Annotated in this window: 21 protein-coding genes; 7 read left to right on the forward strand and 14 right to left on the reverse strand. The window is 33.2% G+C overall.

The genetic code is table 11. The annotated features are described in order from the left end of the window. The 11 genes from BFJ87_RS16230 to mraZ are packed head-to-tail and all read right to left on the reverse strand — an operon-like array spanning window position 1 to window position 12,064. The gene (locus BFJ87_RS16230; protein ID WP_077407094.1) at window positions 1-720 is read right to left on the reverse strand and encodes a cell division protein FtsQ/DivIB; all 720 of its coding nucleotides are present in this window, start codon (window positions 718-720) and stop codon (window positions 1-3) included. Further along, window positions 717-2,063, reverse strand: coding sequence for a UDP-N-acetylmuramate--L-alanine ligase (gene murC, locus BFJ87_RS16235; RefSeq protein ID WP_077407097.1), 1,347 nt, complete (start codon window positions 2,061-2,063; stop codon window positions 717-719). The genes BFJ87_RS16230 and murC overlap by 4 nt, the downstream gene beginning before the upstream one ends. After that, window positions 2,060-3,151 (reverse strand): undecaprenyldiphospho-muramoylpentapeptide beta-N-acetylglucosaminyltransferase, encoded by a 1,092-nt coding sequence (gene murG, locus BFJ87_RS16240; RefSeq protein WP_077407100.1) that lies wholly within the window; start codon window positions 3,149-3,151, stop codon window positions 2,060-2,062. The genes murC and murG overlap by 4 nt, the downstream gene beginning before the upstream one ends. Continuing rightward, a complete protein-coding gene (locus BFJ87_RS16245; protein WP_077407103.1) occupies window positions 3,138-4,331 on the reverse strand; it encodes an FtsW/RodA/SpoVE family cell cycle protein in 1,194 nt (397 codons plus the stop codon). Before BFJ87_RS16245 ends, murG begins: the two co-directional genes overlap by 14 nt. Window positions 4,332-4,349: 18 nt before the next feature. Next, window positions 4,350-5,684, reverse strand: coding sequence for a UDP-N-acetylmuramoyl-L-alanine--D-glutamate ligase (gene murD / locus BFJ87_RS16250; RefSeq protein WP_077407106.1), 1,335 nt, complete (start codon window positions 5,682-5,684; stop codon window positions 4,350-4,352). Then, window positions 5,685-6,908, reverse strand: a complete 1,224-nt coding sequence (gene mraY / locus BFJ87_RS16255; RefSeq protein WP_077407109.1) for a phospho-N-acetylmuramoyl-pentapeptide-transferase — start codon at window positions 6,906-6,908, stop codon at window positions 5,685-5,687. A 25-nt stretch (window positions 6,909-6,933) separates the two neighbouring features. Continuing rightward, a complete protein-coding gene (locus BFJ87_RS16260) occupies window positions 6,934-8,397 on the reverse strand; it encodes a UDP-N-acetylmuramoyl-L-alanyl-D-glutamate--2,6-diaminopimelate ligase (protein ID WP_077407112.1) in 1,464 nt (487 codons plus the stop codon). Then, window positions 8,394-10,400 carry a penicillin-binding protein gene (locus tag BFJ87_RS16265; RefSeq protein ID WP_077407115.1) on the reverse strand — a complete coding sequence of 669 codons (2,007 nt, stop codon included), beginning with the start codon at window positions 10,398-10,400 and terminating at the stop codon, window positions 8,394-8,396. The genes BFJ87_RS16260 and BFJ87_RS16265 overlap by 4 nt, the downstream gene beginning before the upstream one ends. Further along, complete coding sequence (locus tag BFJ87_RS16270) at window positions 10,400-10,717, reverse strand: FtsL-like putative cell division protein (RefSeq protein WP_013621583.1); 318 nt, start codon at window positions 10,715-10,717, stop codon at window positions 10,400-10,402. The genes BFJ87_RS16265 and BFJ87_RS16270 overlap by 1 nt, the downstream gene beginning before the upstream one ends. After that, the gene (gene rsmH, locus BFJ87_RS16275) at window positions 10,717-11,613 is read right to left on the reverse strand and encodes a 16S rRNA (cytosine(1402)-N(4))-methyltransferase RsmH (protein WP_077407117.1); all 897 of its coding nucleotides are present in this window, start codon (window positions 11,611-11,613) and stop codon (window positions 10,717-10,719) included. The genes BFJ87_RS16270 and rsmH overlap by 1 nt, the downstream gene beginning before the upstream one ends. After that, window positions 11,600-12,064 carry a division/cell wall cluster transcriptional repressor MraZ gene (mraZ, locus tag BFJ87_RS16280; RefSeq protein ID WP_077407120.1) on the reverse strand — a complete coding sequence of 155 codons (465 nt, stop codon included), beginning with the start codon at window positions 12,062-12,064 and terminating at the stop codon, window positions 11,600-11,602. The genes rsmH and mraZ overlap by 14 nt, the downstream gene beginning before the upstream one ends. 239 nt (window positions 12,065-12,303) lie before the next feature. On the opposite strand from mraZ, the gene BFJ87_RS16285 reads away from it, so the two are divergent. Together BFJ87_RS16285 and yihA are read left to right on the forward strand one after the other, a co-directional pair. Further along, a complete protein-coding gene (locus BFJ87_RS16285; protein ID WP_077407123.1) occupies window positions 12,304-13,068 on the forward strand; it encodes an alpha/beta fold hydrolase in 765 nt (254 codons plus the stop codon). A 23-nt stretch (window positions 13,069-13,091) separates the two neighbouring features. After that, complete coding sequence (gene yihA, locus BFJ87_RS16290; protein WP_077407126.1) at window positions 13,092-13,712, forward strand: ribosome biogenesis GTP-binding protein YihA/YsxC; 621 nt, start codon at window positions 13,092-13,094, stop codon at window positions 13,710-13,712. Window positions 13,713-13,715: 3 nt separating this feature from the next. On the opposite strand, the gene BFJ87_RS16295 is transcribed toward yihA, so the two are convergent. Further along, window positions 13,716-14,114, reverse strand: coding sequence for a GTPase (locus tag BFJ87_RS16295; RefSeq protein WP_245799651.1), 399 nt, complete (start codon window positions 14,112-14,114; stop codon window positions 13,716-13,718). Between the two features lie 87 nt (window positions 14,115-14,201). Between BFJ87_RS16295 and BFJ87_RS16300 the strand changes: the two genes are divergently transcribed. The 3 genes from BFJ87_RS16300 to BFJ87_RS16310 all read left to right on the forward strand — a co-directional run bounded on the left by BFJ87_RS16300 (window position 14,202) and on the right by BFJ87_RS16310 (window position 17,573). Next, entirely contained in the window at window positions 14,202-14,513 is a 312-nt protein-coding gene (locus BFJ87_RS16300) for a hypothetical protein (protein ID WP_077407129.1), read from the forward strand. A 68-nt stretch (window positions 14,514-14,581) separates the two neighbouring features. Then, window positions 14,582-16,978 (forward strand): TonB-dependent receptor, encoded by a 2,397-nt coding sequence (locus BFJ87_RS16305; protein WP_077407132.1) that lies wholly within the window; start codon window positions 14,582-14,584, stop codon window positions 16,976-16,978. 19 nt (window positions 16,979-16,997) lie between these two features. Next, window positions 16,998-17,573, forward strand: coding sequence for a type 1 periplasmic binding fold superfamily protein (locus BFJ87_RS16310; protein ID WP_077407135.1), 576 nt, complete (start codon window positions 16,998-17,000; stop codon window positions 17,571-17,573). Window positions 17,574-17,646: 73 nt separating this feature from the next. On the opposite strand, the gene gldC is transcribed toward BFJ87_RS16310, so the two are convergent. Continuing rightward, the gene (gene gldC / locus BFJ87_RS16315; RefSeq protein ID WP_077407138.1) at window positions 17,647-17,982 is read right to left on the reverse strand and encodes a gliding motility protein GldC; all 336 of its coding nucleotides are present in this window, start codon (window positions 17,980-17,982) and stop codon (window positions 17,647-17,649) included. Next, the gene (gene gldB / locus BFJ87_RS16320; RefSeq protein WP_077407140.1) at window positions 17,983-18,948 is read right to left on the reverse strand and encodes a gliding motility lipoprotein GldB; all 966 of its coding nucleotides are present in this window, start codon (window positions 18,946-18,948) and stop codon (window positions 17,983-17,985) included. Between the two features lie 96 nt (window positions 18,949-19,044). On the opposite strand from gldB, the gene nadE reads away from it, so the two are divergent. Together nadE and BFJ87_RS16330 are read left to right on the forward strand one after the other, a co-directional pair. Continuing rightward, window positions 19,045-19,833 carry an NAD(+) synthase gene (gene nadE, locus BFJ87_RS16325; RefSeq protein WP_077407143.1) on the forward strand — a complete coding sequence of 263 codons (789 nt, stop codon included), beginning with the start codon at window positions 19,045-19,047 and terminating at the stop codon, window positions 19,831-19,833. Between the two features lie 171 nt (window positions 19,834-20,004). Next, entirely contained in the window at window positions 20,005-20,634 is a 630-nt protein-coding gene (locus tag BFJ87_RS16330) for a response regulator (RefSeq protein ID WP_077407146.1), read from the forward strand. Window positions 20,635-20,824: the final 190 nt, after the last annotated feature.

Consider the following 20,824-nt stretch of genomic DNA (forward strand, 5'->3'; position numbering starts at 1 on the left):
TTAAATTTTGGTACACACTACTTGATTATTGTACTCTAAACTAACAGCTTTATAACTACCTAAAGCTTTATCTTTTATTGCTTTACTATAAAAAGCTTTGTAATTATTAAACTTAGCTTTTAAATTTTCTACCTTACCTAAATTAACTACATAATCCTCTAACCTAAGCTTAAGCTGAAAATCGTTTTCATCTGCAATATGAATACCAATAATATTTTTCTTTAAAAAATCATCAGAATTAATAAAATTCAAAAAAGCAAAGCAATTTTGAAGGCTATTATCTGTAATTTTTCCAGTAATAATTGGCACTCTTGCAGAGTGGTTACTAGATAAAGGCATACGCTTACCCTCGTCATCCAAATAAAAATTTGAATTTCCTTGAATACGCCCTATTGGTTTACGTTGTACAATTTTAGATATAAGTTCCCCATTTACAGTAAGATAAACCTGAGCACTCTTCACCATTTTATTGGCTTCTAAAACCTTTTCTACTTTATTCAAAACTAGCGCATCTTTTGGCACGTTTGTAAGACTTCCTAAATTTTGTATTAACAATTTATTAACCATCTGTTGAGTTATAAACAAATTGTCTTCACCTAAAAACTCAACTTTAGTTTTTACTATTTTTTTAGATTGATGTCTAACACCTGTAAAAGCATACACTCCTAATAACAAGAGCAATAGAAACACCAATTTTATGTAGTTCCAGTTTACTTTCATTTTGCAAAAGCGTTTTTAATATTATCAATCTCCTGTCCTATATCACCAGCTCCCATTACTACTAACACCTCTGGATTTTGTTTTTTTAACTCAGCAATTAATTCTTTTTTAGAACATATTTTTTTATTTGGATTATTTATTTTACCCAACAACCATTCAGAAGTAACTCCCTCTATTGGCTCTTCTCTAGCCGGATAAATATCTAATAAAATAATGCTTTGAAATTGCGATAAACTAGCTGCAAAATCATTTATAAAATCTTTTGTTCTAGAAAATAAATGTGGCTGAAAAACGGCAACTGTATTTTTATCTGGATGCATTTCAGACACCGCATTATATACCGCATTTATTTCTGTAGGATGATGCGCATAATCATCTATAAAAACAAAATCTTCATTTTTAATACGGTATGAAAATCTACGTTGCACCCCTTTAAATGTTCCTAAAGCAGCAGCAACTACCTCTGGAGATTTACCAGCTTCTAAAGCCATTGCAAAAGCAACCAATCCGTTTAATAAATTATGTCTCCCTGGTTTGCTAAATTTTACTCCGTTTATAACAGAATCTGGCGTTTTTATATTAAAAACATAAGAGCCATTTTTTATTTGCACATCTGTAATGCAAAAATCAGAGTCATCTTCAATTCCGTATGTGATACCATCTAATGGCAAACCGTTACGCACAAACAATTTTCCGTTAGCTTCTAATTTGTTTGTATAAGCAATAAACGCATCTTTTAAATCGTCTCCAGTACCATAAATATCTAAATGATCTGCATCTATAGAAGTTATACAAGCCACGTTGGGAGAAAGTTGCAAAAAGGACCTATCAAACTCATCTGCTTCCACAACAGAATAATCTGTACCCTCTAACAAAAAATTACTGTTAAAATCTTCTGATATACCTCCTAAAAATGCCGTTATTGGTGTACCTGTAGCGTGTAGCAAATGTGCTAAAATACTAGATGTTGTAGTTTTACCGTGCGTACCTGCAACGCCAAAACAAAATGTATTTTTAGTAATAATCCCTAAAACTTCAGAACGCTTTTTTACCGAAAAACCATTGGACAAATAGTAATTTAATTCCGTATGGTTTTTAGGCATTGCTGGCGTATAAACCACTAAAGTATTGTTTATGTTTTTATAGTATTCTGATATAAGATCTACATTGTCATTGTAATGTATTTCTATACCAGATGCTGCAAGCTCTTTAGTTAAAGGCGTTTCGGTTTTATCATAACCAGCAACTTCTTTCCCAATAAATTTAAAATAGCGAGCCAAGGCAGACATTCCAATGCCACCAATACCCAAAAAGTAAACGCTATGTATATTTTTTAAATTCATTTTTTTAATAACTTTTGCACCTCTAAAGCAATGTTTTTTGTTGCATTTGGTAGTGCTTGCTTTTTTATATTTTTAGCTAACTCTAGCTGTTTTTCTTTATTTTGAAATAAATCTGTAAAAACAGTCTTAAAATTATCTTGTAACTCTTTTTCTCTAATTAAAATGGCAGCATTTTTATCTGCGTACGCTAAGGCATTTTTTGTTTGATGATCCTCTGCAACATTAGGAGACGGTATAAAAATAACCGGCTTACCAACAATACTTAATTCTGACACAGAACCAGCACCAGCCCTAGATATTATTACATTTGCAGCAGCGTATGCGTAATCCATTTTATTTAAAAAATCGAACACCAAAACATTTTCATTCTGACACTCTTTATATTCCTCATAATATAACTTACCACATTGCCAAATAACCTGTACTCCCAAAGATTTAAATAATGGCAACTGCTCTTTAATAAGCACATTAATTCTTCTGGCTCCCAGACTACCACCCAAAACAAGCAAAACTGGCTTATCCTGTTTTAATCCAAAAAACTCCAAAGCTTCTTGTTTAGAAACCTTCATTTCTACCAAGTCTTTACGAACAGGATTACCTGTTTTTATAATTTTATTAGCAGGAAAAAAACGCTCCATAGCATCATAAGCAACACAAATTTTTTGAACCTTTCCAGATAATAATTTATTGGTAATACCTGCATATGAGTTTTGCTCTTGCAACACACAAGGAATATTTTTACCAGCAGCAACGCGTAATAGTGGTCCGCTTGCAAAGCCACCTGTACCTATAACTGCGTTAGGTTTAAACTTTTTTATAATTTTGTTGGACTTATACAAACTGCTAACAACCTTTAAGGGAAATAGCATATTTTTAAGTGTTAACTTACGCTGTAAACCAGAAATCCACAGTCCTTCTATATTGTAACCAGCTTGTGGTACTTTTTCCATTTCCATACGGTCCTTGGCACCAACAAATAAAAACTCAGCATCCGGATACATTTCCTTTAGCTGATTAGCTATTGCTATGGCCGGATATATATGTCCGCCTGTACCACCTCCAGATAATATAAATTTATAATTGCCCACTTAAAACATCTAAAGGGTTAGACTCATCTACAACTTGTTTTTCTTTTGCTGGATTTTTGTTACTTGCACTAAGCACAATGCCTATTGCCAAACACGTCATCCAGATAGACGTACCTCCACTACTTATTAATGGTAAGGTTTGCCCAGTTACAGGAAATAATTCTACTGCTACTGCCATATTTATAAACGCCTGAAAAACTATTGGTAATCCAACACCCACTACCAACAACTTACCAAACACTGTAGGATTTGCATTTGCAACCACCACAATCCTAAATAATAGTAATAAGTAAAAAAACATTACTACCAAACCACCAACTAAACCATATTCCTCTACAATAATTGCATAAATAAAATCTGATGAACTCTGTGGCAAAAAGTTTTTTTGCACACTTTTACCAGATCCTTTACCCAAAATACCACCAGATGCTATTGCTATTTTTGCACGTTCTATTTGGTAATCTTCACTGGTGTCTTCTCCATTTATAAAATTTGCTATTCTGTTTTCCCAAGTGTCAATTCTGTTATCAAACAAATCCGGTACTGCCTTAGCTACTAGAATAAATAATGCTAAACAAGCCAAACCTGTACCAACTATACCTAATAAATATTTAAAAGGATAACCACCTAAAAATGTAAGTGTAAGCACCATAAAAAATATAATTGCAGCTGTAGAAAAATTGGCAGGTAAAATTAACACTACAACTAAAAAGACAGGTACCCATAGCGGAAGAATAGACTCCTTAAACGTTACCACTTTATTTTTAATTTTAGCCAAATATCTAGCAACATAAATCATTAAAACAACAGCCGCTAAAGTTGATGTTTGGAAAGAAAAACCAACAAACGGAATATTTATCCACCTACTTGCATTTGCCCCACCAATAGTTTTACCTTGCGCTAATGTATACCCCAAAAGTAACAGCACAATTGGCATAGCAATAATAGACAAACCTTTAAAAAAGTGCATTGGTATTTTATGAACACCGTAAATAATACCAAAACCAAGCAATAACAAAAAAGCATGCTTTATTAGGTGACTTACAGCAGTACCATTACCAACCACATATACTAAATTACTACTAGCACTGTAAACTGGTAAAAACGAAAATAATGCCAATAGCGCAACAATGCCCCAAATAGCCTTATCCCCTTTTATATTTTTAAAATAACTTAACACTATATTTTACACTATTAATTATAAACTTTTTACAGCTGCTTTAAATTGATTACCTCTATCTTCATAATTCTCAAACAAATCAAAACTAGCACAAGCGGGAGATAATAACACAGTATCTCCACGTTGACCTATTTTATAAGCCATTTTTACAGCTTCATTCATACTTTTAGTTTCTACTAACAGATCTACAACATTACCAAACTCTTCAATAATTTTAGAGTTATCTACTCCTAAACAAATAATAGCTTTTACTTTTTCTCTAACTAACGGCATTAACGACTTGTAATCATTTCCTTTATCTACACCACCAACAATCCATACGGTAGCAGATTTCATACTTTCTAATGCGTAATATGTTGCATTAACATTAGTTGCTTTAGAGTCATTTACATAATGTACATGAGCAATTTTTAAAACACTCTCTAAACGATGAGCTGCACCCTGAAAATTTTCTATACTAGCCCTAATAGTAGCTTTTCTTATGTTTACTAATTTAGAAGCTGCCGAAGCTGCCATTGTATTTTTTAAATTGTGTTTACCTTCTAAAGCTAAGTTATCTGTTGCCATCTCTATTGTATTATTTTGGGTCGTTATATGTATTTTATTATTCTTTAAACAAGCACCTTCTTCAAGTTCTTTTTTTATTGAAAAGGGTATTAATTTTGATTTTACTGGGTGATTCTCTAGCCAACTTACAAGCACTTCATCATCTGCGTCATAAATTAAATAGTCATCTTCTGTTTGGTTTTCTGCTATTCTAAATTTTGATGCGATATAGTTATCAAACTCATAATTATACCTATCTAAATGATCTGGCGTAATGTTAGTTATAATGGCTATGTGCGGTTTAAAATCTACAATACCGTCTAATTGAAAACTACTAATCTCTAACACATAGTAGTCAAAGTTATTTTCTGATACCATTTTAGCGTAGCTATCACCAATATTACCAGCCATACCAACGTGCAAACCTTCTTCTTTTAAAATATGGTTTACCATCATTGTTGTGGTAGTTTTACCGTTACTACCCGTTATACCAATTATTGTAGCATCTGTATATTTGCTTGCAAATTCTATTTCAGAAATTACAGGAACACGTAACGCTAATAATTTTTGCACAAGAGTTACCTTGTCTGGTATACCAGGGCTTTTCATAACCAAATCTGCATTTAAAATTTTAGATTCTGTATGCTGTTCTTCTTCCCAGTCTATCTCAAAATGTTTAAGAACTTTTTTATATTCTTCTTTAATTTTTCCTTTATCAGACACAAACACCTTGTATCCTTTTTTTATTCCTAAAAGTGCTGTTCCTACACCACTTTCTCCACCACCAAGAATGACTAACCTCTTCACCTATCTTACTTTTAAGGTTACAAAAGTTACAATTGCTAAAATGATGCTTACCACCCAAAAACGGGTTACTATTTTACTTTCATGATATCCTTTTTTCTGGTAATGATGGTGCAGTGGCGCCATTAAAAATATACGCTTACCCACACCAGATATTTTTTTTGTGTACTTAAAATAACCTACCTGTAGCATTACAGAAATGGACTCTGCAAAGAAAATTCCGCATAAAACAGGAATTATTAACTCTTTCCTAACAATTATAGCAATAACCGCAATTACGCCTCCAATAGTTAAACTACCAGTATCTCCCATAAAAACACTTGCCGGATAAGCATTGTACCATAAAAAACCAATAAGCGCACCTACAAAAGCAGCTATAAAAACTACCAATTCTCCAGATCTAGGAATAAACATAATATCTAAATAATCTGAAAAAATTATATTTCCAGATACCCAAGCAAAAATACCAAGCGTAAAAACTATAATGGCCGATGTACCAGCAGCTAAACCATCTATACCATCTGTTAAATTAGCTCCGTTAGACACAGCAGTTACAATAAAAATTACAATAGGAATAAATATTAACCAAGCGTAATCTTCTGCGCCATCACCCATCCAAGAAATAAGACTGGTATAGTCTAACTCATTATTTTTTACTAACGGCACAGTGGTAGCCATAGATTTAATTTCTGGCACAGCAACTGGTGCTACTACAGATCCTTTAGTTGCTATACCTGCAATTGCATTTTCTTTAATAGTTACGCCAGGATGAAAATAAAGAGTACAACCTACTATTAAACCAAGCACAACTTGACCTAGAATTTTAAATTTTCCTTTTAACCCTTCTTTATCCTTTTTAAATATTTTTATATAGTCATCAACAAAACCAATAACACCCATCCAAAGCATTGTTACTATTAATAGTAAAATGTAAACGTTATCTAACTTAGCAAACAATAAAACAGGAATTAAAGTAGCCATAATAATAATTAAGCCTCCCATTGTTGGTGTACCCGCTTTTTGTTTTTGTCCGTCTAAACCTAAATCCCTAACCGTTTCTCCTATCTGCTTTTTTTGAAGAAAAAGAATAATTTTTTTACCGTAAACAGTAGCTATTAACAAAGACACAATTATTGCCATAGCAGCTCTAAACGTGATAAACTGAAACAGACTTGCTCCAGGCAATTGATACTCATTTTCTAAAAACTCAAATAAATAGTATAACATATATTGTGTGTTGTATAACTAGCTTTTACTTTTCTAAACTTGTTAGTAATTGTTTTACAATTTTATAATCGTCAAAATCTATGCGCACACCATTAGTTTCTTGGTATGTTTCATGACCTTTACCTGCTATTAAAATAATATCTTTAGGTTGTGCTAACTGACAAGCCGTTTTTATGGCCTGCTCTCTATTTTCTATTGTTAACACCTTGCGCGTATTTTGTGCTTCTACACCAGCCTCTACTTCCCTTAAAATTTCTGAAGGAGATTCAGTCCTTGGATTATCTGATGTAAAAACAACTTTTGTACTCATTTCTGAAGCAATATGACCCATAACCGGACGTTTTGACTTGTCTCTGTCGCCACCACACCCCACAACGGTGATAACGTCTTCATTTCCTGTCCTCAATGCATTGATAGTGTTCAGTACATTTTTTAAAGCATCCGGAGTATGAGCATAATCTACTATAGCTGTAATATTATTACTAGAAATGTAATATTGAAATCTTCCGTCTACGTTTTCTAATTCGCTTAAAAGACGTAAAATTTCCATTTTTTCTAATCCTAACAATTGTGCAGTTGCATATATTGCAAGCATATTGTAGGCGTTAAAATCTCCAATTAATTTAGACCAAAGCTCATTATCATCAATCTTTAGCAATTGTCCGCTAAATTGGTTTTCTAATATTTGAGCTCTAAAATCTGCGTATGTTTTTAATGCGTATGTCTGTTTTTTTGCCTTTGTATTCTGCAACATAACAGCACCGTTTTTATCATCTATATTAGTTAATGCCCAAGCTGATTTTGGTAAACCATCAAACAACAATTTTTTAGTATCTCTATATTCAGCAAAAGTTTTGTGATAATCTAAATGATCATGAGATAAATTAGTGAAAATTGCACCTTCAAAAACTAAACCTTCTATCCTTTTTTGATGAATACCGTGAGAACTAACTTCCATAAAACAAAACTCAACTCCGACTTCACTCATTTCTGCCAAAGACTTATTTATGGTTATTGCATCTGGAGTAGTATGTGTTGCCTTAACCTCTTTATCATCTATCATTATTTTAATGGTTGACAACAAACCTACTTTATAACCTGCCTTTTTAAATAATTGATACAACAAGCTGCTAATAGTGGTTTTACCATTAGTGCCAGTTACACCAACTAGTTTTAAATTTTTAGACGGCGTACCGTAAAAATTAGAAGCCATTATTGCCAAGGCAGCATTACCATTTTTTACTTGTACATATGTAATACCATTAACCAGGTTAACTGGCATAGTTTCACATATTATAGCATTTGCACCAGCATTTAAAGCGGTATCTATATAACTATGACCATCTACAAGTGTTCCTTTTACAGCTACAAACACATCATCTAACCCTACTTTTCTAGAGTCAAAACATATAGCATTAACCATAGTATCTGTAGTGCCATTTACAGCAACAATACCTACACCGTATAATATGTCTTTTAATAATTTCACGATAATTCTAACGTTATTTTAGACACTCCGTTTACAGCTGTTCCCTGAGCCACAGATTGTGCTTTTACTTTTCCGTTCCCTTTAACTACTACCTTTATACCCATATTCTCTAAAAGAGATACAGCATCCATACCACTCATTCCTTTTACATTAGGAACCGTTCTGTATTTTTTTTGAACACTTTTATAGTAAGCTTCATAATCTCCATTTAACTTTTTACTACTAACCGCCAAACCTTTAACTATATCTGTTTTTGGTGATGTAGCATATATTTTATGTGCCACAGACTTAAATACAGGCCCAGCAACATCTGCTCCATAAAAACCCGCTTTTTTATCTGGGTCATGCACTACCACAATACAAGAATATTTTGGTTCATCTGCCGGAAAATAACCCGCAAAAGAGGATATATACTGTAATTTATTTGGATCTTTAGCCACATAGTTTTTTTGAGCCGTACCTGTTTTACCTGCCATTGAAAAATTAGGCGAATACAATTTATGCCCCGTTCCTTTTTTACTCTCTACCACATTTTTTAATAAAGCCTGTACTTTTTTAACAGTTTCCTTGGAGCATATAGACGGATTTATAACCTCTTTATCAAACTTATAAATAGTTTTATTCCACTCTTTCACCTCTTTTATTAACCTTGGCCTTACCATTTCCCCACCGTTAGCAATAGCATTATAAAAAGTTAATGTTTGCAGTGGCGTTAAAGACACCTCATACCCGTGAGACATCCAAGCTAATGAAATACCAGACCAACCTTTATCTCCCGGATACCTAATAACAGGTTTTCCTTCACCCTTAATTGGCAAACCCAAATCTCGGTTTAAGTTCATTTCCATTAAACGGTCTACAAATTTTTCTGGATTATTTTTATACCCATTATGTATAACCTTAGCAAACGCTGTGTTTGAAGAATACTCAAATGCCTTTCCAAAAGAAATTTTACCGTAACCACCCCATTTAGAGTCGCGTACTGTTCTGTCGTATATTTTCCAACGTCCATTTTCTGTATCAACAACCGTACTGGTGTCTATAATTTTATCTTCTAATGCAGCTACCATAGACACTAACTTAAATGTTGACCCAGGCTCAGAAGACTCTCCTACCGCATAGTTAAGACGCTCATAATATGTATTGTTTTTAGTACGACCCAGGTTAGATATTGCTTTTACCTCACCGGTAGCAACTTCCATTACAATTACACAACCATGATCTGCATTGTATTTCTCTAACTGACCCAACAAGGCGTGGTGAGCTATATCTTGTATATTAATATCTATTGTAGAAACAACATCATAACCATCTTTTGGCTCCACATCATTATCTGGGCCAATAGGCTTCCATTGCCCTTTTGCAATTTTCTGCTTTAATCTTCTTCCTTCTTCACCTCGCAGATACTCGCCAAAAGCACCTTCTAAACCAACTCTAGTATAATGCCCCTCATCGTCTACACGCTCATAACCAACACTACGTTCTGCTATTTTGCCTAACGGATGCTCGCGCACAGTTTTTTGCTCAACAATAAGTCCACCTCTATTAGGTCCTTTTTCAAATAGCGGAAATTTTTTAATTTTTATGTAGTCAGAATAATCTAGATTACGCGCAATAAGTTTATACCTATTTTTATTAGACCTTGCTTTTCTTAATAATTGCTGATAATAAGATGATGGTTTCTGAAACATTTTACCCAACGCATCGGACAATGGTTTTATGTTATCATTAAAATCTGAGTTGCGAACCGTTACAGCATCAAACCTAATGGTATACTTATTTACAGATGTAGCCAACAAACTACCATCATCAGAAATTAAATTACCTCTATTTGGCTCAATTACAAAAACACGCTCAGTACGGTCCATTGCCAGCTTGCGGTACTTATCACCATCTACTACCTGAATGCTAACTAGCTTTACAGCCACAGCAATAGCAAACAGAAACAGAAAACCTGCAACTATATACAAACGAGTTAATATGTTTTTTTCTGATGTAGCCACTACTTAACTGGTATTACTCTTATTTTTTTTGGTGGTGTCTCTGACGGGTACAAATCCCTTTTTTTCACCTCTTCTACAATTGAAGATTCTAGCTTAAGCTCCTGCAAATTAGAGCGCCCATCTAAAAACTGGCTGCGCAACTCTTTTACCTCTTCACTTAAAGCCGCAATTTTATGCACTTTGGCATCTGCACTATGCGCACTAGCTATCATTAAAGCAGCTAAAAAAGATGCAAATAGGATAAACATCCAATTTTTAGGAGCGTCACCACTCACTAAAAACTTTCCTTTCAATATGTCTAACAATCCTTTTCTCATTACTTACGCTCTGCAATTCTTAATTTTGCACTTCTTGCCCTGTTATTTAAAGCAATTTCATCCTTAGACGGCACTATTAAACTGCCTATTTTTTTAAACGGCACATTTACATTACCATAAAAATCTTTTTCTGGCTCACCCTCAAACTTACCAGCTCTTATATACCTTTTAACCAACCTATCTTCTAAAGAATGGTAACTTATTAAACTTAGCCTGCCACCAACTTCCAACAAATCATTAGTTTGCTCTAAAAACTCTTTAATAACTTGTATTTCTTGGTTAACCTCTATACGAATTGCCTGGTATATTTGAGCCAAAATTTTATGCTCTTTAAAAGCTGGCAAAAACTTTTTTAACACCTGCTTTAATTGGTCTGTGGTTTTTATTTCTCCTTGCTGCCTATAATCTATAATAGTATTTGCCATAGCATTAGCATTTCTTAAATCGCCATACTGAAACAACACCCTTCTTAGATCATCATACTCATAATTATTAACTACATCAAAAGCAGACACTGTGTTTTTCTGACTCATTCTCATGTCCAAATCTGCTTCAAAACGAGTAGAAAACCCTCTTTCTGCCTTATCAAATTGATGAGAAGAAACCCCAAAATCACCCAAAATCCCATCAACCTTGCGTATTCCATGAAATTTTAAAAATTGTTTTATATATCTAAAATTTTCGTTTATCAACAAAAACCTATCATCCTCTAAAGCATTAGCAAGGGCATCTTCATCCTGATCAAAACCAATAAGCCTACCTTTTTCTCCTAACCTACTTAATATTTCTCTAGAATGTCCACCACCACCAAAGGTCACATCTATATAAATGCCGTCTTCTTTAATATTAAGTCCGTCTACAGACTCTTTTAATAAAACTGGATTATGATAACTCATCTTCTTCACCTCCCATTACTTCTTCTGCCAAATCCGCAAAATTCTCTGCGTCTTCCTCAATTACTTTTTCATAACTATCCTTATCCCAAATTTCAATGATATTAATAGCAGAACTCAGTACCACTTCTTTGGTAATATTTACTATTTCTACTAAATTTTTTGGGATTAATAAACGCCCTGTGGCATCTAACTCTACAATTTTAACCCCTGCAGAAAAACGACGTATAAAGTCGTTATTCTTCTTTTTAAAGCGGTTTTTCTTGTTCATCTTCTCCATTAGAAGATTCCATTCTTCCATAGGATACAACTCTAAACAAGGCTGAAAAACAGAACGTTTTATAACAAAACCTTTATTTAGAACACTAGCCATCTGACTCTTAAGAGCTGAGGGTACCATTACCCTGCCCTTAACGTCTGCTTTGCACTCGTATGTTCCTATGAAGTTCACCATTTAAAATCAGCTGAATTTTAAAACTGATATCAAAGATAAAAAATAATACCACAATTTACCACTAAATACCACATTGTTAATAAGTTTCCCCACTTTAAATATCACTTTTAGACTAACAACCTAAAAAACAGGATGTAATGTGGTGGTAGAAATCTAAATTTATCTGCAAAAAAGAATGACGATTCTTTTTATGGAAATGCCTATATTTGCTACTTAATAGCATAAGAGCTATCCTATTAATGGAAGAAAAGATTATTACAGAAGGTAAATACAGATATATAGAGATTGGGGAAGGAACACCACTAATTATTTTACACGGATTAATGGGTGGATTGAGTAATTTTCAAGGTGTTATGGAACATTTTCCTGCAAAAGGATACAAAGTTTTAGTACCAGAACTACCTATATATGACAAACCTCTACTAAAAACTACTGTAAAAAGTTTTGCAAAATTTGTACAAGGATTTATTACCCACAAAGGGCTAAAAGACGTTATTTTACTAGGCAACTCTTTAGGTGGACATATAGGTTTATTACACACTAAATTATACCCAGAGACTGTAAAGGCATTAGTTATAACAGGCAGCTCTGGTTTATACGAAAGCGCAATGGGAGATGGCTACCCAAGAAGGGGTGATTATGAATTTATAAAGAAAAAAGCACAAGATGTTTTTTATGACCCTGAGGTTGCCACAAAAGAAATAGTAGACGAAGTATTTGCTACCGTAAACGACCGTATTAAATTGGTAAAAACATTAGCAATTGCCAAAAGTGCTATAAGACATAATATGGCCAAAGACTTACCAAATATGCACACACCAACCTGTATTATTTGGGGTGAAGATGACACCGTTACTCCACCAGATGTAGCCAATGATTTTAATAAACTATTACCAGACTCTGATTTATATTGGATTAAAAAATGCGGGCACGCTCCAATGATGGAACACCCAGATGAGTTTAATACTATACTAGAAAACTGGCTACAAAAACGTAGTTTGTAAGCCCAAACCTAAAAATACATATTTTGAAAATAAAATCTGCCAGCTTTGTAATGAGTAACTCTAACGTAAAGTCTTGCCCAAGCGAGCCTTTGCCAGAGTATGCTTTTATTGGCAGATCTAACGTAGGTAAATCTTCCTTAATAAATATGTTAATGCAACGCAAGAGTTTAGCAAAAACATCTGGAAGACCAGGAAAAACACAATTGATAAATCATTTTAAAATTAATGAAAATTGGTTTTTAGTAGATTTACCAGGTTATGGCTATGCACGTGTTTCTAAAAAAGAGAAAAAAACATTTCAGAAATACATTACCGACTACTTTAAAGAAAGAGTACAGCTTGTTTGTGCCTTTGTTTTGGTTGATATACGCCACGAACCACAAAAAGTTGATTTAGAATTTTTAGAGTGGATGGGAGAAAATCAAATACCGTTTGCCTTAATTTTTACCAAAGCAGATAAACTAAAGCCACAGGTAATACAAAAACAAGCAGACAACTACATTAATGCATTACTAGAAGGTATTTGGGAAGACGCTCCCCAATACTTTATAACATCATCTGCAAATAACTTGGGCAGAGAAGATGTTTTAGAGTTTATAGACGGTATTAACGAAGAATTTTTTAAAGCAACAGCTGCTAAATAAAAATTACAACTTAGCCTTTATAGTAGCAATTAGCTCCACAGAATTTTTTAAATCATTTAGTTCGTCCGCAGCAATAAGCGGTGTAAGCTCTCCTTTTTCCTTTTTAAAAATAACTGGCAACGTAGTATTTACAAACTCATTACCAACAAATTTCTTTTTAAATTCATCTTTGTGTAAAAACTGAAGTTCCAAATTATTCGTACTTCTAAATTTTTTCCAAACATTATCCTCTGTAAAAACACCAAAAGTAATATTACACAAATTACAATTATAAGTAGAAGGGCTAAATATTTTATGGGCGCTATCTAACATTGCATTACCTATACCGGATTTAGCATTATAAACAAATATAATTTCTTGAATCATTACTATTTTTAAAAGTTGGTCTAAACTTATTTGCATTACTTATCTTTAAAACAATTAATATTTTGTTAATTTTACCAGATACAATTTTTATTGCATTTTAAAAAAAGTATTTTCGCAAAACGTATGAAGCTGAAAGAAATTACATTATCGGTTTTTAGCGTAGTAATGATTGGGTTTCTGTTACTTGGATCTCAAAACATACACACGCTAAGCTACCACGCTGATGACGATGGCACTGCCATTGTACATTGTGAGCAGTGTGATTTTATTTTTACCAACAACCATACTTCCTTTACAAACTATAGTTTTACAACTATTGTAACGCCATATATTTTTACCGGAACTAAAGCTAAAACCGTAACTAATTACAAAAAGCCTAAGGTTAAAAATACAGTTACACCTAAGCATTTAAACAAGCCTCCACCAGCTGTTTAACCCTACACTAAACACTGCTTTTTTTATACAACAAAAAAGCACCTAATTATTTACACAAAAATATTATTATGCGCTATACGCTAACAATACTATGTATTATAGTTTGTCAGTCTTTTGTATTTAGCCAAGATTGTTCTAATATTCTTTTAGGAGAAGTAATAGACTTTCATGACAAAGAACCATTAGCAGACGCTATTATACAAGTAAGAGGAAACAAGAAGCAAGTATATTCTGATGAGTTTGGAAAGTTTACTCTAAAAAATTTATGCAACGGCATTATAGAGTTAGAAATATCTCACCCAGAATGCAGTACAAGATTTGTAACAGTAGAAATTTATGGCAACACCCATAAAAAAATAACCTTAGAACATCATTTAGAAGAGTTAAATGAAGTTAAGGTTACGGGCTCTACCATTAAAGAAACCAATTCTGCACAAGAAAAAACAATAAAAACAGAGGAGCTAGAACGTTTTGGCAGCAACAATTTGGGTGATGCGCTTAAACAAATAAACGGAGTATCTAGCTTAAACACAGGTTCAAATATTGTAAAACCTATAATACAAGGTTTAGGAGGCAGTAGAGTACTTATACTTAATAATGGTACTCGCATGCAAGATATGGAATGGGGTGCAGAACACGCACCAAACATAGATATTAATGCAGCCAACAAAGTTACAGTTGTAAAAGGTGCTGCCGCATTAAAATATGGTGGTGATGCTATTGGAGGTATTATTTTACTAGACCAAAATAGAATACCTAAAAAAGATACTATTTACGGCAAAACACTTATAAATGGAGTGTCTAACGGAAGAGGTGGAAACATTTCTACCGAACTTACAAAAGCATATGAAAATGGTTTTTATATTAAAGGACAAGCGTCTTACAAAAAACTGGGTGATGCTGAAGCTCCTAATTATATTTTGTCTAACACAGGAGTTTCTCAATTTGGAGCTAGCATAGATTTTGGAAAACTTGGTTTTGAAAGTGGCTGGAGTACCCACTACTCCTACTTTGATACAAACATTGGTATTTTAAGTGCATCTCATATAGGTAATGTAGACGATTTAATTACCGCGATTAATAGTGATGAACCAAGTAAAATAAGCGACTTTACCTATAACATTAAAGAGCCTAGACAACACGTTAAACATCATTTAGGAAAACTTAAATATTACAAGCGATTTGAAGGTTTAGGAAAATTAAACTTACAATATGACATACAACAAAACCATAGGTTTGAGTATGATATACGTGTTGGTGACGACAAAGGAAAAGCCTCTTTAGATCTTAAGCTTACAACACAAACACTTGCTGCAGATATAAATATTGATGCTTTTGAAAAGCAAAAATTTTCTTTTGGGATTCTAGGTAGATATCAAGAAAATTTTCCTAATCCAGAAACTGGAGTACGTCGTTTAATTCCTGACTACGAAAAAGTAGATTTTGGAGTTTTTGCTACTACAGAATATAAATTTTCTGATGCTACTACTCTAGATGCGGGTATTAGGTATGATTACAGTAAAATTGATGCTCAAAAGTTTTACATAACTTCTAGGTGGGAAGAACGTGGTTATGATGAAGATTATAGCGATATAGTTGTTAGTGATCGTGGCACTCAGCTTTTAGTAAACCCTAAATTTAACTACCATAATTTTTCTGCATCTGCAGGCTTAAAACATAGATTTAGCAATGAAAATCAGTTTAGATTTAATTACTCCTTAGCACAACGTGCTCCAAATCCAGCTGAATTATTTAGCGATGGTCTTCATCATTCGGCTGCACGAATTGAATTGGGCGATTTACGTATTAAGAGTGAAACATCGCACAGAATATCTGCAAGCCTAGGAAAAAACTCATACACATGGGGTTACGAGATTGAACCTTACTTAAATTTAATTAAAGATTTTATTTTAATAGAGCCAACAGGAATAGAATTCTCTTTACGCGGTGCATTTCCTGTGTGGGAATACAGACAAACCAATGCAAGTTTACTTGGCGTAGACGCATCTATCTTTAATAATTGGACAAACAATTGGAGAACAGATCATAAATTTTCTATAGTTAAGGGAAAAGACAAAACTAAAAATGAAGCTTTAATTAACATTCCTTCAGCTCGTTTACAAAACCAGATAACATTTACTAAACAAGAATGGAACAACTTTAATATTAGCTTACAAAGTGAATATGTATTTAAACAAAATGAATACATAGATAATATTATGGTATACTCACCACAACAAGACCAAGAAGTGGAACTAGATATAAACACACCACCAAGTGCCTACCATTTATTAAAATTAGATTCAGAAATTAAATTAAACTTAAAAAACAGCAAAGCACTAACTGTTGGTTTAGGTATAACCAATTTATTGAACACAGAATATAGAGACTACCTTAACAGACAACGTTATTTTACAGACGATTTGGGAAGGTCTTTTACACTTAGATTAAAATTAAATTACTAACACTAAAACAATTGACAAAATGATTAAAAGAAACACAATTTTAAAAAACATTAAAAAAGTAAGTTTAATTGCATTCTCTAGTATTGCTTTAATTTCTTGTTCTGATGATGACGATGCACCGGAAGAACAAAATGAAGAAGAAGTAATAACAACAGTAATAGTAAAACTTACACCACAAGGCGGAGGAACAGCAGTTACTCTAACATCTAAAGATGATGATGGCGCTGATGGCCCAAACGCTCCCGTAATTAGTGTTGAAAGCTTAGCAGCTAACACAACCTACAACGGTACTATTACATTACTTAACGAAACTGAAAGTCCTGCTGAAGATATTACACTAGAAGTTGAAGAAGAAGATGATGAGCACCAATTCTTTTATACTGTTTCTGGTTCTATTAGCGGTACAGATTACACAGATATGGATGAAGATGGCAACCCTGTAGGTATAACATTTACCCTTTCTACAGGAGATGCTGGCAATGCTACATTAGGCGTAACTTTAAGACACGAGCCTAAAAAACCTAACGATGGCTCTTTAGCAGACGCTGGAGGATCAACAGATGTAGATCAAACTTTTTCTCTTGAAGTAGAATAATTTACTTTTACGGTTAAAACTAAAAAAACTCCCAGATTTTTCTGGGAGTTTTTTTAATTTAATTAACGCATAATTATTTTTTAAGCTCTAGCTTATCTGCAAAATACTCGCAAAAGTCTTTCATAGTAGCAGTCATTTTTTCGTCTTGTGTAGCTTTATAAAAAGTATCAGACAAAGACACTAGTGTTTGATGAAAAAATACCTTCATTTCATCTACAGGCATATCTTTAGTCCATAAATCTATTTTTAAGGATTCTTGGTTTTTACTATCCCAAACAGATAAAAGCATTGCTTTTGCCTCTTCATTCTCTATTCCTCCGTCTTCTGCAGACCAATTTAAAGCCTCTGGCACTCTGTTTTCATCCAGACCAACAGTTAACTTAATTTCTGATGTATGTATTTTTGACATTTATCGTTTTGGTTTATAATTAGATTTTTTAAATATTTCCTCAGCAGGCAGCTGTAGCATTTGTTGCAAAGTTACATTATTATTATCCATAAAAGAACGCACAATTTGCCATCCTAAAAAACGTCCTAATCTTCCAGGCGACTCACTATCTAACTCCAACTGAAACTTAGAAAATGGTGCAGGATCTAAAAAACGCTTATTTAAATTTTTATCTGTACTATATAAATACTGGTTTTCAATAAAATTTCGCCAAATTGGCTCTTCATTAGCAAAAGCCCAATCTAAATCTTGCTGAGTATATTTTATTTTTACTGCATCATCTACAAAAGGTATTAGCTTATCTTTTACATATAACTCTTTTCCATAATATACCAGCTGCGCTAAAAAAGTTCTGTCGTTTGCCGGATAAGGCACAACTTTTTTTGCAAATGCATTAGCCACATCTGTAATTAAAAATTTTTTATCTAAACCCTCTGCTATGTAATTTTGTAATCCCTGATAAAACTTATGATCCTTACCTAAATAATTATCTAACCCAAGCAACAAAAGCTCATTTGTAAGTATAACAGGACTATTGTAATTCACATCAGATATTACTGTAACCACCTTAGGCTCTGATTCTTTTGGAAAATAATACTTCACATGTTTGTAAAACAATTCAAGGTCATTTTTCTGCTGTTTAAAGTCACCAAAAGCCACATTAACTTCTTTTAACAAAGATATTTGTAATGTATCTCTTAACTTTGCGACCCATAAACTATCCGGGTATTGCGCAGGAAATAAGTAAGGGTATTTTTCTTTTAATACAGGAATATCTACTGGTTTAGCATCAGCAATTTCCCTATCAAACCTAGCAATATCTAATGATACATTTACTTTGGCTATCTGTTTTGCCTCTTTAGATTCTTGTTTGCACCCATAAAAAAGGAAAAAAACAAGTAAAAAGATATAAAATGGTTGTTTCATTTAAAAGTAATTACAGTAACATTTTAATATTAAAATGTTAGCGTTTATTTTTACAGGATACAAAGTTAACAGTTTTCAACGTAATAAAGGAATTCTATGCAAACAGAAAAAGTAACAGACTATATTGTTAATTGGTTAAAAGATTATGCTACTAAAGCAAATATAAAAGGATTTGTAATTGGCATATCTGGCGGAATTGATTCTGCAGTAACATCTACCTTGTGTGCTAAGACAGGATTGGAACTGCTATGCTTAGAAATGCCAATACACCAGGCAGAGAGTCAAGTTACTAGAGCTAGTAAGCATATAGATTGGTTACAAAGTAATTTTAAAAACGTAAACAGGCAGCAAGTAAATTTAACTCCTGTTTTTGACAGCTTTATAGATACGCTACCAAGCGTAACCAATGAAGAAGAAAGATTTTTATCCTTAGCCAACGCAAGGGCAAGACTAAGAATGACTACTTTATATTATTTTGCAGGATTACACGGCTATTTAGTTGCAGGCACCGGTAATAAAGTTGAAGACTTTGGTGTAGGTTTTTACACCAAGTATGGAGATGGTGGAGTTGACCTTAGCCCTATTGCAGATTTAATGAAAAGTGAGGTTTATGATATAGCAAAATTTGCAGGTATTAATTCTGACATTATTAACGCCGCACCTACAGATGGTTTATGGGGTGATGACAGAACAGATGAAGACCAAATAGGAGCGTCATACCCTGAGCTAGAATGGGCAATGCTTGAAGATGCTAAGGGCAAATCTAAAAATGATTTTACAGGAAGAGAACAAGAAGTATTTATATTATACAAAAAACTAAACAATGCTAACCAGCACAAAATGAAACCAATACCAGTTTGCGACATTCCAAATGACTTAAAATAGTCAGTCATCGCAGATAATGTATTGTAAAACGAAAAAAAGTTAAATAATGGTAAATTCTAACAAAAAAGTATCATTTTTGTTGAACAAACATACAATTTAACCTTACATACTCTGTCAGAATTAATGTTGTGGAAGACAGATTATGCTTAAATTTAATTAAAACCAAAAAAAATGAAAACAGTATTTATTGCAGATAGTCACCCTGTTGTGCAAGTGGGCATTACGCAGATGTTGAGTGTTGAGACGGGCTTTAAAGTTATTGGCACTGCTAGAACTTCATCAGAACTTTTTGAAAAATTGGAAAATGAAACTCCAGACATCTTAATGTTAGAGATGGATTTCCCGGAAATAAACGGGATTGCTTGTTTAAGAAAAATGAAGAAGAATCATCCAGATGTTAAAGTACTTATGTACAGCGGACAGTCTGAAGATGTTTACGCTATTAGCTCTATTAGAGCTGGTGCACAAGGTTACTTATCTAAAAATGCAGATTTAGATTACATAGTAGCTGCATTAGAAAAAATTAGTGACGGTAAAATGTTTATCACCAATGAATTAGCACAAAGGCTAGCCTTTGATGAAGGAACACAAAAACCTAGAAGATTATTTAGAAAACTATCTACAAGAGAAATAGAAGTTTTAAAAATGCTTGCTAGCGGTAAAAGAAACAAAGATGTTGCATTAGGTCTTGGTTTAAACGAAAAAACCATTAGTACTTACAAGGCTCGTTTAATGAAGAAATTAAACGTAGACAATATGGTAGACTTATTACAACAAGCTAAAGCATTAGATATTTTCTAAGAAAATTAGTACGTATTAATAATAAAAAAAGCCAGCTAAAAGCTGGCTTTTTTTATTATTAATACAAATCTTAACTAAAACCCAAACTACCTATTACAATACAATTTGTCGATTATGAACATGAGACACAGCCAACTATCTTACCCCAATAAAACACGTAGATGGAACCAGAAAAGAAAAAAGAAAAAAA

The organism is Cellulophaga omnivescoria (assembly GCF_001999725.1).
Taxonomy (GTDB): domain Bacteria; phylum Bacteroidota; class Bacteroidia; order Flavobacteriales; family Flavobacteriaceae; genus Cellulophaga; species Cellulophaga omnivescoria.

Excerpts from the sequence above, each read along its gene's own strand:
- gldC (WP_077407138.1), bottom strand. The coding sequence starts at position 17,982 with ATGTCAAAAATACATACATCAGAAATTAAGTTAACTGTTGGTCTGGAT.
- BFJ87_RS16230 (WP_077407094.1), bottom strand. The coding sequence starts at position 720 with ATGAAAGTAAACTGGAACTACATAAAATTGGTGTTTCTATTGCTCTTG.
- BFJ87_RS16330 (WP_077407146.1), top strand. The coding sequence starts at position 20,005 with ATGAAAACAGTATTTATTGCAGATAGTCACCCTGTTGTGCAAGTGGGC.
- BFJ87_RS16300 (WP_077407129.1), top strand. The coding sequence starts at position 14,202 with ATGAAGCTGAAAGAAATTACATTATCGGTTTTTAGCGTAGTAATGATT.
- BFJ87_RS16305 (WP_077407132.1), top strand. The coding sequence starts at position 14,582 with ATGCGCTATACGCTAACAATACTATGTATTATAGTTTGTCAGTCTTTT.
- nadE (WP_077407143.1), top strand. The coding sequence starts at position 19,045 with ATGCAAACAGAAAAAGTAACAGACTATATTGTTAATTGGTTAAAAGAT.
- BFJ87_RS16285 (WP_077407123.1), top strand. The coding sequence starts at position 12,304 with ATGGAAGAAAAGATTATTACAGAAGGTAAATACAGATATATAGAGATT.
- BFJ87_RS16295 (WP_245799651.1), bottom strand. The coding sequence starts at position 14,114 with ATGCAAATAAGTTTAGACCAACTTTTAAAAATAGTAATGATTCAAGAA.
- murC (WP_077407097.1), bottom strand. The coding sequence starts at position 2,063 with ATGAATTTAAAAAATATACATAGCGTTTACTTTTTGGGTATTGGTGGC.
- rsmH (WP_077407117.1), bottom strand. The coding sequence starts at position 11,613 with ATGAGTTATCATAATCCAGTTTTATTAAAAGAGTCTGTAGACGGACTT.
- mraY (WP_077407109.1), bottom strand. The coding sequence starts at position 6,908 with ATGTTATACTATTTATTTGAGTTTTTAGAAAATGAGTATCAATTGCCT.
- BFJ87_RS16270 (WP_013621583.1), bottom strand. The coding sequence starts at position 10,717 with ATGAGAAAAGGATTGTTAGACATATTGAAAGGAAAGTTTTTAGTGAGT.
- mraZ (WP_077407120.1), bottom strand. The coding sequence starts at position 12,064 with ATGGTGAACTTCATAGGAACATACGAGTGCAAAGCAGACGTTAAGGGC.
- gldB (WP_077407140.1), bottom strand. The coding sequence starts at position 18,948 with ATGAAACAACCATTTTATATCTTTTTACTTGTTTTTTTCCTTTTTTAT.
- BFJ87_RS16310 (WP_077407135.1), top strand. The coding sequence starts at position 16,998 with ATGATTAAAAGAAACACAATTTTAAAAAACATTAAAAAAGTAAGTTTA.